At 58.2% G+C, this 13,287-nt stretch carries 13 protein-coding genes and 1 pseudogene; 9 read left to right on the forward strand and 5 right to left on the reverse strand.

Features of this window, described 5'->3' with window-relative positions; translation table 11 throughout:
• Positions 1 to 35 precede the first annotated feature (35 nt).
• The 5 genes from EDE05_RS14910 to EDE05_RS14930 are packed head-to-tail and all read right to left on the reverse strand — an operon-like array spanning position 36 to position 4,418.
• Positions 36 to 731 (reverse strand): TfuA-like protein, encoded by a 696-nt coding sequence (locus tag EDE05_RS14910; RefSeq protein ID WP_105372302.1) that lies wholly within the window; start codon positions 729 to 731, stop codon positions 36 to 38.
• Entirely contained in the window at positions 728 to 1,879 is a 1,152-nt protein-coding gene (locus EDE05_RS14915; protein ID WP_134101878.1) for a YcaO-like family protein, read from the reverse strand. The genes EDE05_RS14910 and EDE05_RS14915 overlap by 4 nt, the downstream gene beginning before the upstream one ends.
• A gap of 19 nt (positions 1,880 to 1,898) precedes the next feature.
• Positions 1,899 to 2,117: a hypothetical protein gene (locus tag EDE05_RS14920; protein WP_105372300.1), complete on the reverse strand. Its 219-nt coding sequence runs from the start codon at positions 2,115 to 2,117 to the stop codon at positions 1,899 to 1,901.
• A gap of 25 nt (positions 2,118 to 2,142) precedes the next feature.
• Positions 2,143 to 3,957: a hypothetical protein gene (locus EDE05_RS14925; protein WP_112800133.1), complete on the reverse strand. Its 1,815-nt coding sequence runs from the start codon at positions 3,955 to 3,957 to the stop codon at positions 2,143 to 2,145.
• Positions 3,958 to 3,968: 11 nt separating this feature from the next.
• Positions 3,969 to 4,418, reverse strand: a complete 450-nt coding sequence (locus tag EDE05_RS14930) for a helix-turn-helix domain-containing protein (RefSeq protein WP_105372298.1) — start codon at positions 4,416 to 4,418, stop codon at positions 3,969 to 3,971.
• A gap of 535 nt (positions 4,419 to 4,953) precedes the next feature.
• Here EDE05_RS14930 and EDE05_RS27205 point away from each other — a divergent pair.
• The 9 genes and pseudogenes from EDE05_RS27205 to EDE05_RS14970 all read left to right on the forward strand — a co-directional run.
• Positions 4,954 to 5,343 (forward strand): annotated as a pseudogene (locus EDE05_RS27205) (hypothetical protein); the annotation flags it as partial.
• 30 nt (positions 5,344 to 5,373) lie between these two features.
• Positions 5,374 to 5,883: a GNAT family N-acetyltransferase gene (locus EDE05_RS14935; protein ID WP_112800141.1), complete on the forward strand. Its 510-nt coding sequence runs from the start codon at positions 5,374 to 5,376 to the stop codon at positions 5,881 to 5,883.
• Between the two features lie 433 nt (positions 5,884 to 6,316).
• Positions 6,317 to 7,075 (forward strand): IclR family transcriptional regulator, encoded by a 759-nt coding sequence (locus tag EDE05_RS14940; RefSeq protein WP_105372295.1) that lies wholly within the window; start codon positions 6,317 to 6,319, stop codon positions 7,073 to 7,075.
• Positions 7,076 to 7,196: 121 nt separating this feature from the next.
• Positions 7,197 to 8,789: a hypothetical protein gene (locus tag EDE05_RS14945; protein ID WP_245519918.1), complete on the forward strand. Its 1,593-nt coding sequence runs from the start codon at positions 7,197 to 7,199 to the stop codon at positions 8,787 to 8,789.
• Positions 8,786 to 9,505, forward strand: a complete 720-nt coding sequence (locus tag EDE05_RS14950) for a hypothetical protein (protein WP_112800143.1) — start codon at positions 8,786 to 8,788, stop codon at positions 9,503 to 9,505. The genes EDE05_RS14945 and EDE05_RS14950 overlap by 4 nt, the downstream gene beginning before the upstream one ends.
• Positions 9,502 to 10,473 (forward strand): membrane dipeptidase, encoded by a 972-nt coding sequence (locus EDE05_RS14955; RefSeq protein ID WP_112800145.1) that lies wholly within the window; start codon positions 9,502 to 9,504, stop codon positions 10,471 to 10,473. The genes EDE05_RS14950 and EDE05_RS14955 overlap by 4 nt, the downstream gene beginning before the upstream one ends.
• Positions 10,474 to 10,490: 17 nt before the next feature.
• Positions 10,491 to 11,522, forward strand: coding sequence for an ABC transporter substrate-binding protein (locus tag EDE05_RS14960; RefSeq protein ID WP_112800147.1), 1,032 nt, complete (start codon positions 10,491 to 10,493; stop codon positions 11,520 to 11,522).
• A gap of 87 nt (positions 11,523 to 11,609) precedes the next feature.
• Positions 11,610 to 12,458, forward strand: a complete 849-nt coding sequence (locus tag EDE05_RS14965) for an ABC transporter permease (RefSeq protein WP_105372291.1) — start codon at positions 11,610 to 11,612, stop codon at positions 12,456 to 12,458.
• Between the two features lie 6 nt (positions 12,459 to 12,464).
• Positions 12,465 to 13,271, forward strand: coding sequence for an ABC transporter permease (locus EDE05_RS14970; RefSeq protein ID WP_112800149.1), 807 nt, complete (start codon positions 12,465 to 12,467; stop codon positions 13,269 to 13,271).
• The last annotated feature ends 16 nt before the right edge of the window (positions 13,272 to 13,287 follow it).

Consider the following 13,287-nt stretch of genomic DNA (forward strand, 5'->3'; position numbering starts at 1 on the left):
TGACATCGGCGTGACACAACGCGCGGCTGATAACGTCAGCAATCGCGCCACAGGGATGTACGATTGAATTCGAAGGAAGGAACCGTGCGCTGCCGGACCGTCTGGCGCAGGATTTGGATGAGAGAGAGGGCGTCGAGACGTTTCTGGTCTATATATTCCGACCTCAGGATTGCCAACAGTTCCGCGGCGCGATGGAATTCGATATCCGGGCAGCCTTCGACAATGGCAGCCCAGGTCCGGACCTTGAAAAACAACGAATGGGCGCTTTGTGCCACCAACCGCTCTTCTGCAGAGGAGATGAGGTTTCGTCGGCGGCAGGGAGCGAGTGTGGCGGTCACGTTCACCAAAGGCAGGGTAAGTGCAAGATAGTTCATCTCCTTCGGCCCATGGAGCAGCGCCACGTCGGCGTCGTCGACCAAGGCTCCGCTCGCATAACCTTGAAATATCTCTCCGATGCCGACCATGCCGAAGGCCCGGCACTCAGCCGCCCGCAAGGCACCCATGCTTGCAGCACCGTAGATCGTTACCCCCTTTGCCAGGCCGTAGAGGATCTCCTTGTGCCAAACGGGAGCGACATATTCGAATGCACCATCGATCAAACCGATGACGGTTGCACCTTCATCAATCGCACGGCGCAGATCCCCCTGGACAGCCGGAGGGCGAACCTCGACCTCGGTTCCAGCGATTTCACTGGCATTCGGAAGGCTTGGCCCCGCAAACACGATCTTCATGGGATCAATGTCGCAGAAATTGCTCTTGGCCCCAATTTCTGCCGTCGTGCTCCCTCCGGATTTTCCAGGTCCGGGACCAGGATCTTTGAAACGGCAAAGGGCAGGTCCGGATGGCCAAGCGGGACCGATATTGCACGTCGAATGCCCGCCTGCGACAGACATCCGAGGATTTGGTCCAATCCGGCGGGGCCGCCACAGGGTGGGTCACGCCCTGGTCGTGCGTCAAACAGCCTTCGCAGACGATCTGAAAGGGGCCGCCGGTAACTTTCGGGAAAGATGTCGTCGCGGGCACCACTGATATGCGTGACCCGGGACTGGGCGGCCTCGGTGATTGCGCGAATTGCTGCTTGCTCGGGCCGTGGATGAGCACCGCAGCCGAAGGTCACGTCTACATAACGGGCAGAGGTTGATCGCAGTGCGCTTTTGTTCGCAAGGAAGGCGGCTATACAAGGAATTTTAAGGTCGCTGGTGATGTCGAACAGCTGCAGGGAGATGTCCTTATCCTCGATCATCGCAACGAGCTTCCTGACCCGCTGATCGGAGAAGGCTTCGGGTGCGACACATCGTGCATGCTGTCTTGGTTCGGAAAGCACCTGCCACAAAACATGGGCGTCCCGTTCGATCCGCTCGAGAAGGCCATAGAAGACCGTCTCGTCATGGTTATTCCCTGAGGCCAAACCGTCGGAAGATTGCCAGTACCGCCAGTCTGCCAATGTCCGATCGAGGCAAACAGCCTCCATCGGGACGTGGACCCGCCGCCCCGAAAGGAGATCTCGCCCCTCCACGAAAAAAAGCTCGTCATCCGGGCTCGGACCATGCTTGCCGCTCGCGACGAGCGAGGAAAGCAGGTCCGCCTCCTCGCCTTCCCGATCGAGCCTTAAGACCGATGTCAGTTTGGCTCCCAACACGGGTTCGCATGCCACGGCCCGCTCGAGAGCTTCCATGGCAGCCGAGGTTCTCGCGTCGGCGTCGGTCAAGCCCTTGCCTTGCGCGACCACGATGGATTTCGCGTTGGGGGTATAGGCGCACCAAACCGGAATTCCGATGCAGTCCAGTCCAGTTTGACGGCCGATGCGAGTGATACCGAACCGCTCCAGAAACGGAAATACCCGCTCGAAGGTCTCTGCAGGCGAGCAAATACGGTCCATGCCTCAGATCGACGTTTTGTCAGCCGTCGAATACACCGGAAGCCACCTGTTCCGAGGAGGAAACCGCGACAACCAGATTGACGCCTTTGACGATCGTTCCCCCTGCCCTTCTGAGATCATTTGCGGCAGCCAGCGGCCCGGACACCGGCGCCGCCATAGACTGGACAGTCCCCGCGTCAAGGTCGGCAAGGTAGAGCTGCTCGTCACCTGGCAACCCGATCACAACAATTCTAGCCATCAATTCCCCCTTTTTGGATCAGCGATTAGAACCCGGCCTTCAACAGGCCCTCGCGGTATACGTCCTTTTGCCACTGTTCGCGCACCGGAAGTACGGACAGCCACTTGTCGACATCAAAGTGTGGATTGAGCTCCTGGGCCTTGCGCCGATGGATCCGCGCCTTGGCCATATCGCCAGCCATTGCATGGCTGGCAGCGAGGAGCCGGCGCGCCGAAGACGGATCCTCCATGCGCTCGATGTAGCCGATCGCTGCATCAAACCGGCCAAGGAAATAGCTGGCCCCTGCGGCGATCCAGAAATAGTCGTCCGGGCAAATGGGATTGAGCGCCATGGCCTTTTCGATCTTGGCCAGGCCTTCAGACGGTTTGGAAGCGTGGACCAGAGCGTCGGCATATCCGCATACGGCATCCGCCAGGTGCGGGCTCAGCTGTTCGGCCCGGTCGAAGGCTTCGAGGCTGTGATCTACGTCGCCGATATAGAGCTTCGACAAGGCGAGTTCCCGATGCGCCGATGCCAGTTCCGGCTCCAGGGTGACTGCCCGCTGCGCTACCTGCTCGGCCTGGCGGAGCAATTCACCATCTCCCCTCGCCGTCAAAACCCATTCCCAGGAATAGGTGCGCGACAGGCCGGCAAGAGCCGGGGCGAAGTCGTTGCGCATCTTGAGTGTCTCCCTGAACGCGTTCCGGGCACGGCGGACATCAGGAAGCGTGAACTTGTTAAGATGTTGTGAGCTTGCCAGATACGAACGATACACCTCCGGCTGGGCGCGGTAATCGGCAAGTATGGCCTCGCTGCGCCGGAGATGGTGGTTGATCGCCTCCACAACCATCTGCGCCACCTGCTTTCGATGCGAAACCAGCAGGTTTGGATCAAGATGAAACCGCTCCGCCCATAGGAGGCTGTCGGAGGGCAGAAAGATCATCTGCACAAAAAGCCCGTCCGGCCCAAGGCGAGTATCGATGACATAAGAAATCGCATGGGTTTCCAGTTGCGCAAGCTTATCAGGGTGGCTGCGGATTCGCTCGGCTGTGTAAGGAGCGACCACGGCCACCGTTCGCAGCGAGCACAGGCTGATGGTGATGTCTTCCAGGAGAGCGTGTGCGGGATAGGAGGCACGGTCATCGATACCGGTCGGAGCAAGGAGAACCAGCCGGGGGAGTTCGGACATGACCTGGACCGGCGGGATCGCGGCGTCGGTCAAGGCAGCCAATTCCGGTCGTCCTGGCAAAGCGGGCAACCGAGGCGTGGTACCGCCCTGGCGACGATGTGTCTCCACCAGGACTTCCTGGACCGCCATATCGTCCGGATGCCGCTCAAGCAGCTGCTTTGCGACCTCTTTGATCAGCGGCAGGTCCTGCCGATCCTGAGCGGAGGCGGCGGCAAGCAAAAGGTCCCGAAGCCCGCTCCAATGGCGCTCTCGTTGCGTCTCCGCCCATGACTTCAGTGCAGAAGGCAGATCGACTCCATCGAGGAACCGCAGGGTCAGAAGTTTCGAAGCGGTGCGAAGCTGGTCGTAACCGGCAGGGTCAGCCGAAAAGAGCATGAAATCGGCATCCACCGGCAGGCCTGTCAGCTTGACGTTCAAAGTGGAAGATTCCATCGGCAACCGCCAGCCGCTGGCTGCACACTTGCGCACCCTTTCGATCATCTTGCGGAAGTTGGTTTTGGCTGCCTCCGGGTCTCCGCTCCAAAGTAATCGCGCCAGGTGCTCGCGTGGCAGTTTCTCCTCGCCTTCGACCATCATATAGACGAGAGCAAGCAATGCCTTTTCCGGAAGGGGTAGCCGCCCCTGTTCGTCATCGGCAATCCACAGGCTCCCAAAGGTCACCAACCGTAGCATGACGACGTCCGTCAGCCAGCGGCTCTCGGATCATCCGATTTGGTATCGGTTGCATCCGGGCCGCGGCTTAACGATTTGACGAGTTGAAGGATGTTCTGGCGCAGCTTGGGGTTCCCGACGCGCTGGAATGCGAGATTGAACTCGATCCCCTCACGGCTTCCAACGAACCTTGTCACGGCGTCGTCCTCCCTCACTTGCGACCTGTTGTCGCCGGCTGCATGGCTGGCGGGACCATCCTCGAAAAAGAAGGCGACCGGCACGTTCAATATGGTGGAAATGTGCTGCAGGCGACTGGCGCCAACCCGGTTGGTTCCTTTCTCGTATTTCTGAACTTGCTGGAATGTTATTCCAAGGTTTTCGCCAAGCGTTTCCTGGCTCATCTTAAGCATCGTCCGGCGCAGCCGGATCCGGCTTCCGACATAAACATCAATGGGATTAGGTTTCTTCTGGTCCATCGCCAAGGTCCCTCCGTCTTCGTCGAAGACTGCTCCACTCGCAAAGGTATTTCAACTGGTGCTCGCAAAATAGTCGCACAGATAATCCGGTCATCAGACGGCACCCTGGAGACCGCTCTCGCCGTCGTCCGCGAAGCACTATCAACAGCAACGGTGAGCTTGGAGCTTTCACGTCAGTCACAGTCGTTTGTAAGATGGAGACACACAGAAAGGTACCCGGCGATTCTGGCTTTGACCTGAAGCATGGTGCTAGCCTCCAGCCAACAGCTTCATCACCCGTGGACCTGATGCCACCCATGGCGGCCTTGCTTGCGGCTCGTGAGCAGGCTGCCTGGCGGAGCTTTTTCCTAGGTACTTTCTGCAATGTAACGGCTGCGGTACTTCGTTTAAATTCGCTTGCTTGGCCGATGACTAGAAACGGGAGGCACGGACCGAATGAAGAACCGCCGCGCATTGCCAAGGTGATCCATCACTCCAGGCTGTCACGGTCACTCAGGAGATTGCGGGGGGTCAGGCACAGCCTCAACCCTGCTCTTGAACATGCCGCCAGAGCATCTACTACCCTCTAATGCGCTACGTGACCGCCGTCGGCCTCGAGTAATCGCGAAACGGGGCTCTCCTGACGGAACTTTGCGGCGACGTCCGGCCCGGTCTCTGGGGTCACCGGGTCTTAAAGCCCTACCAAGGGTATCCGCATCGCGAGATCGAGCTTTTACGAGAAGCGACGATACCGATGCCTGAATACGCGGAAATGTCTCTGTCGCAGGCAAGCGGCGATCTCTCAAGTTTTACGAGCAACCCGATCTGGGCGGAACTGGCAGAGCACATCAGGACCAGAGCCATAACGCCGCTTTCTCCCGAATGGGGATGGTCAGCGTCGCAGAAGGCGTTTGATTTTGGCTGGCTCCGATGCTCAATTCATTCCAATTGAGCTGAACCTCATAACGGGCCGGAGGCCGATGTGTCGATCAAACAACAGGCCGTCATCAGGCAGCTATCGTCCGATGATGTCGATATATTTCGCAGACTACGGTTGGAGGCGCTTTTAGAGGAACCGCTTTCGTTCGCGAGCGTGTATGACGATTGGGCTCAGCTTTCTGACGACGAATGGCGCCACCATCTGGACCATCCGGTTTTCGTCGCGTTTGTTGATGGACGGCCCGTCGGCATGATGGGGGTCAAGTTCCAACGCCCGAGCCGGTTCTCGCATCGGGCGACAATTATTGGCGTCTATGTGCAGAAGGGTCAACGTGGGAGCGGGATGGCCACACAGCTTCTGGGCCACATCATCCAGCACGCAAAAGACCACGCGGTTTTGCAGCTTGAGCTTTCGGTGAACGCAGAGAATTCAGCCGCGGTCCGCTTTTATCAGCGCCATGGTTTCCTAGAGGTTGGTCGCATTCCGGATGGTTTTCGTGGTCACAACATGGAAGCTGACGAGGTAATCATGGTCCTCCGTTTGAATAGATAATCATCCCGAATTTGGCCGCCTGTGAACCTTCCGCAGCTGTCACGCTCGCAAAACGAATGACAAGGCGCTGGTGGTGATCACCGATCACCCCCACCGCTACCTTAAAAGGCTGGCCAACCCGTACCTTATCCAGCTCCCTTAGAAGACGATGCCATTTCTGATTTCGAGACATGGGAACGGCAGCCGGCGCGGTGCTGATTACTTTCGTCATCGAACGATTTTGGACTTTTCGGGCTATGGAAGAGCGGCGTTTCCAGCTCGGCCTGCGGGTTGATTTAGCCACCTTAGTGCGGAAGCCCTCATCAAGGACGGCCTCCGCCCCGGCGAAACTCTCTATCACAAACAAAGCATTAGCTAGAAAACAGAAGAAGTACGCACGCGGCCTCGCCGGCCGCGCTTGACATAGATCAATTAGCGACGCAGTATATTCCTTATGGATACAGAATATTCACATAGAATACAAGAAGAAAATTCGGGCGTCCGTCCTCTCTCCACGGCCCTCAAGACGATGGCCGTGCTTGATGTGCTCGCCCAAAGCAGTCGCGGCATGCGGTTGCCCGAAATTGCCACCGCTATGGAACTGTCCCGCCCAACCGCCTATCAGCGTCTTTTGACACTGGTCGAGGCAGGTCTGGTCGAGCAGGACCACGAAATGCGTTACCGCCTTTCCATGCATGCATGCCGACTTGCAGCCGCAGCATTGGAGCAAGCTGATCTGGGCACTCGCGTACAACCGATCCTTGAGACGCTGGTCGCCCGTGTCCAGGAAACGGCGTCAGTCGCCGTTCTTGACCGTGGCGTTCCGTGCATCGTTTCGCGCGTGGAATCGCACAGCGTTTTAAGGGCTGAGCAAAAGATCGGCACCACCATGTCGCTGGAAGGGTCAGCGTCCGGGCGGATACTTACTGCGTTCGCTGATCCGGCAACGCTTGAACGCTTGAAGCAGAACGGCGAACCACTTGCGGCGGACGCGCTTCTCGATGAGGCCCGCGAGAAGGGGTACGCGGTGTCGAGCGGCTACACCCACAGCGGAGTGGTCGCGATCGCTGCGCCGATCTTCGACATCCACAACAAGTGCCTTTCCACGGTCTCGCTGGTGATGCCGGAAACGCGCTTCGTTCTCGAACTCTTCCGCGAACCGCTTCTCGAAGCGGCTCGCGCCATAACCAAGATGCAGCAGGGAGCGCGTTGAGGGCATGACCGCAACATCCAAACAGGCGGCAAAGCCGCTGCCGAGGCCAGGCCACGAGGTGATGAAGACATCGCGGCTTGCAGCCATTCAGCCCAGCCGGCTAAGCGGCACGCGCGCTTTCATGAACAAGATGATCCGCGAAAGATGGGACATTCGCATTGTTCGGTTCGACGTGGACGGCAACGCAGAAGGAACCGTCGTCTATTCAATCAAGGCGCCATACCAGGAATTCTCCTTCATTGGCTTTTCGCGTCCGCCAAGCCGCACCGCTCGAACAGGTCGCATCATCGGCCAAGCATGGGACATGATGGGCGCGCTGATCGAAGGCCCCGCTACGGAAGAAGAAATAGAAAGCGCGCGACGGGAGATCCCGAAGCTCTATACAGGCAGAGCGACGTCCAACGCTCTAATATGGTGTCGATCGAACCGATCGATGCGTGTATTCGATCAAACCATGGCAGCGCTGGCAGAGGGCCGTCAGCCTCACGGAGAGGACATCGCCCGCGTGTGCTACCTGATGCGCAATACCGGGCTTGATGGAAACGGAACCTTCGGCACGCGCTCCTTTCCATCGCTTGGAGCGCACCATGCCCTCGGCGGGGTTCTCGAAGCCCAGTTACTGACCGCCTATCTCATGCGCGAGTTTTCCTGCGACCTGGTTGAACATCTCGCCGCCAAGGCATCTTCGCAAGCCGTCAAGCTAGCTCCAGAACTCCGCCGTTACATTGGGGTGGGCAACGGCTCGGCCCTGGGGCTCATCTTCTTCGTGCACAAGCACCCGCGATTGATAGACCGGCTTCTTTCGGCTCGAGAGCACGCCATCGCGCTTGCGCGGGGGCTTGCCTTAAACAAATCCGATCACCGCATCGAACAGCTTTCAGACCTTCTTCAGCGCGCGATCGTCTTTCGCCGTCAGGACAGGATGGTCTACGAAACCTTCGCATCCAGCGCCCGGGTCGCGGACGATCTTGATACGATCTTGGCGCAGCTACACCGGTTCCGAGCCACCGGTGCTGTTCTGGGGCGTGAAACGGTTCGCCCGTTGGACGTACTGGCAGACGAACTCGACGGCAAAGTGGCGCCGGAAGCCTATGAAACGCTCTTGTCGCTATATCTGGAACTCGTACCGGATGAGGCCGATGCCCTTTTGAAGGGGGTCGAGGCACCCGATGAATTCGTCGTCTCTCCCGCAGAGAGTGTTGCAGATCTGATAACGCTGGTACGACAAGATTATCGGTGGGCCCTTGACGTGGATATGTCGGGCCCGGATGCCTACAGATACGTGTGGTACAAGTCTGAGACGGCAGAGGAGCCCCGACGCGGGGCCCGTGAAGAAGTGCCAGACGCCCTAGACCTCGGCCTGGATGTATGTGGCAGTATCCAATCCCTCCTTGCTGATCTCAATGCCGAAGACGGCAAACTTTCCATTGCTCGCTTTCTCTTAAAGCGCCCGCAGCACCGCCATATGGTCTCTCGTGTTCAGAGCCTGAGGGGCCAGGAATACCATACTCCCCGCGCCAATATTAACTCCGAAGCATTCGTTCCGATCGACCTTGTCAGGCTGATGAATGTCGGCATCCACGGCATCGACAAGTGCCGGGATTTTTTGAGCCGCAACCTGCGCGGTGTCCTCTATCACGGGGCCCCGACGCCTGACGATCTGCGTGCCGGTTACACCGGCATTTGGTACTATCCTGCGGAGCCAGTTCTATGAATATCTTGTCCAGCACCACGATGAGGGTGATGCCTCGCGAGATGCGCCTGATGTCCGAGCGCATCTTCTCGCTTTCCAGTCTCCCCAAGGGGTTCTTCCTCGCGGTCTGCGACTTTCCGATGTATTCGCAAAAGCGTGGCCTTGGCGGATTCGAATTGCTCGAAAGGCGCTTTGGCGACTTCAAGTCAGCCGACCCGGCGCGGATCAGCGTAGCGGCCGAGAACGGCAGTACGATTGGGCTGGATGCGAACGGCGAACACGCGTGGTTTGTGCTGCCGACTGCCATCGATCTTCTTGGAGAGCTCGTCGCCCGCCATGGATCCGCGGAGCTAACGGTAGGCAATGTCGCAGACGCTGACGAACTGGCGATAGCGGCCGATTTGGGCGGGAGATCCGGTCTTGCCGTTACCGTCCTGGGGAACCTGCTAAGAGCGAAGCCTGCTCCTGTTAAAGGTGACGTTCGAGCAGACGACCCGATGCTATGGGCTCTCCTCGCCGGAGGCGTCGAGATCGAAGCTGACCTCTGGTGGCGCATCTATCACTTGGCGAAGCGGGCCCTTGCTACGGACAGTGTCGTGTCACGACGACATGCCGGACCGATGATTGTCAACGAAGACGGGACGGTTATCGGCCGCAAAGACAATGATGACGAGACAGATGTCTCATTCTTGGCTTCAAACCTTTCTGAACGGATCAAGGAAGGAGCCGGATCATGATCATCGACGGTTTGCAATGCGGCCACTTCGATCGTGCCGCTTTCGAAGCTCTTCTCGCGGGGAATGTGGGCGGCGTCGTCAACACCTGCGGCTTCTGGGAAGGTGCGGTCGAATCCATGGATTCAATAGCTCGTTGGCGAGACCTCGTTCGAGACAATGCCGACATCGCTGAAATCGCTCTTACCGCTCGCGATATCACCCGCATATCGGACGCAGGCAAGCTCGCGATCATCATGGGTTTCCAGAACGCCAACCTCTTCGAAGGGCGCATCCGCTTCGTCGAGATGTTTGCGGAGCTCGGCGTGCGGGTCGTGCAACTGACTTACAACAACCAGAACGAGCTCGGCGGGTCCTGCTATGAAGCGGAGGACTCCGGCCTGGCGCGCTTCGGCAGGGAAGTGGTCCGTGAGATGAACGCCACTGGGATCCTCGTAGATTGTAGCCATGTCGGCGATAGAACCACTTTGGACGCGATCAAAATGTCTGAGAAACCAATCGCCGTAACACACGCCAATGCGCAGTCGCTCTTCATGCACAAGCGCAACAAGTCCGATGATGTCATTCGTGCGCTAAGAGATACGGGAGGCGTCATTGGCTGTGCTGCTTATCGGAACATCACCGGCGACGAATACTGCGCCTCCATAGAAGCATGGTGCACGATGGTTGCTCGCACTGTCGATCTTGCTGGCATCGACTCAGTGGCTATCGGCACCGACAAAAGCCACAATTTCACTGCGCCTGACTATGCGTGGATGCGCAAGGGCCGCTGGACCCGTGGCGAGGATTACGGCGCCAGTACTGCCGGCAAGCCGCTGAAGGCCGCACCGCCGGAATGGTTCAAAAAGGTCGAGGACATCCGCGTCATTCCGGATGGACTACGTGCCGTCGGGTTCTCCGAAGCGGAGGTCGGGCAAATCACCCATGGCAACTGGCTCAGGCTCTACGAAGCCACCTTCAGAAAATCATAAAAGAGGGAGAATTGAACATGAAAACGTTGTTGACGCCAAACCGTCGGCGATTCTTGCAGACCGCGGGAGCGGCGATCACAGCCTCGCTTGCCGCCCCCTATATCGTCCGCGCACAGGACAAGGTTCTGTATGTGAACACCTGGGGTGGACCCTGGGAGACTGCAGCCAAGACCCATCTGATCGAGCCGTTCACGAAAGAGACGGGCATCCAGGTCAAGACCGTGTCGCCTGTGTCGTTCGCCAAGCTTGCACAGCAGGTCAAAACGGGTACCTACGAGTTCGACGTCACCACGCTTGGCGCCGGAGAACTGATTCGCGCCAATCAGGCGGGGATCATCGAAGAACTGGAGCCCCCCTATGAGGGCGGCCTTTTTGAAAACGGCGCTGCTTCCCATGCTTTCGCAACCGTGCTTGCGTGGCGGACCGACAAATACAAGGAGACGCCGAAAACCTGGGCTGATTTCTGGGATGTCGAGAAGTTCCCAGGCGGCCGCTCGCTCCAACGTTACGCCTCACGTGTCATTCCGCTCGCTCTGCTGGCTGACGGCGTGGCTGTAAAGGATCTTTATCCGCTCGACGTGGAACGCGCCTTCAAGTCGTTGGACAAGATCAAGCCGCATGTGCGGGTGTGGTGGACAGCCGGAGCCCAATCAACCCAGATCTTGCGTGACGGGGAGATCGACATGATCGGTATCTGGCACGGCCGCTATTTCGAGGCTGAAAAGACAGGCGCGCCGGTCGCCATGACATGGAATCAAGGCGAAATCGAACGGGCATACTGGGTCATAGCCAAGAACACCCCAAACCTCGACAGTGCCAGGAAGTTTGTCGAATTCGCCACCAGCGCTAAGCCGCTTGCCGGCTTCTCCAAGTCCGCCGAATACGGTCCGCTGAACCCGGCTTCGAAGGAGTTCGTCAGCCCTGAGGATGCCAAACGCATGCCGACTTCACCAGAGAATTACAAGCTTACCTTCGAGCAGGACATGGCGAACTTCGGGATCGATCCAGCAGAGCTTGCAGAACGGTTCGAGGAGTGGGCCGCGAGCTAAGGTTCGCTCGACCAATCCATCTCAATCAAGCGGCATCGCTAACGCGCTATGCCGCGTCGACCCCGCATGCCATGGGAAGGGAAGGCAATGGGCTCAAGCCTCTCAAGACTGACGGAAAGGACCAATGTCTGGCCATGGCTTCTATTGGCGCCGCTCGGCATCTACATGCTGGTCTTTTTCGTCGTCCCGCTCGTCGACGTCGCGATCATGAGTGTGACGGATCCTCGTGTCTCGCTTGTAAACTACCAAAGAGTGCTGACAGGCGCGCTCTACCAGCGCGTGTTCCTCAACACCTTCCTGACCGCGGCTTTCGTGACAGTGTGCTGTCTGGCAGTCGGTTATCCCCTCGCCTACCTCATGGCGCACTCCAAGCCGCGCACAGCAATGCTCATCCTTTTGCTCGTGACGATGAGCTTCTGGACCAGCTTTCTGGTGCGAACCTACTCCTGGATGGTCCTGCTCGGGAACAATGGTCCATTGATCGCTCTGCTGCAGATGATCGGGATTGATGACACACCGCAGCTCCTCTTCACACGCTTCTCTTCAACGCTCGCGATGGTGCACATTCTCGCGCCATACATGATCATGAACATCTTCTCGGTCATGAAAAAGATCGACCCGGCGTTGATCCGATCGGCCGAGAGTCTCGGGGCCCGGGGCTGGTCGCTCTTTCGACATGTCTACTTGCCCTTGACCGCCCCAGGTATCGCGAATGGTTGCGTGCTGGTTTTCGTGATCTGCCTCGGATTCTATGTGACACCTGTTCTTCTTGGCAGCCCGCGAGAGCAGATGATCGCAGGTCTCATCGGTCACCAGATCGACGAATTCCTGGCCTTCGGCATGGGGTCAGCCATGGCGATGGTCCTGCTGTTGATTACCTTCGTGATCCTTGCCATCTACCACCGCCGCTTCGGCCTCGACAAACTTTGGGGGTGATCATTCATGAACACGTTCATGCGCTGGGCCGGCATCCTGGTCACAGTCTTCATTGCGGCACCCCTGGTGATTGTTGTGCCGATGTCTTTTTCGAGTGCAAGTTCGCTGCAGTTTCCGCCGCCGGGTTATTGGCTTGGCTACTACCGAGCTTACTTCACCGACCTCGACTGGTTGATACCGACTTGGAACAGTATCGTTATCGCCTCCGCGACAACTTTGCTGACCATGCTGCTGGTCGTGCCCGCCACGTTTGCCCTTGTGCGACACAAGTTCCGTGGAAAAGGCGTCGCCGATCTGATGATGCTGATGCCCCTTGCCGTGCCTCACATCGTCATGGCGGTCGGATACTACTCGTATCTCGGTGATCTCGGATTGGTCCACAGCCATATGGGCGTCATCCTGGCTCACACATGTCTCTCGGTTCCAATTGCGTTTCTGGTGCTATCCGCCAATCTGAAAGGCTTCGACCGGAATCTCGAGCGAGCAGCCTTAAGCCTTGGGGCAAGTCCCACCAAGACGTTCATTCACATCACCCTGCCGATCCTGCGGCCGGGCCTGATCATCAGCGCGCTGTTTGCCTTTATTCAGTCGTTCGACGAGACGGTTGTCGCGATCTTCATTTCCGGGCGTGACGCCGAGACCCTGCCGAGAAAGATGTTCGACAGCATCCGGCAGGAAGCTGATCCCGTGATCGCTGTGATTTCTACGTTGCTGTTCTTCCTCGTGTTGGTCGGCATCGCAACTCCCTATTTTATCAGCACCCTCCGCAGCCGCGCCCCTACGCCAAGCCGCTCACCTGCCGGCGCACACTAAATTCCCAAGGACTCAC

This window comes from Neorhizobium sp. R1-B, from assembly GCF_004368875.1.
Classification (GTDB): domain Bacteria; phylum Pseudomonadota; class Alphaproteobacteria; order Rhizobiales; family Rhizobiaceae; genus Neorhizobium; species Neorhizobium huautlense.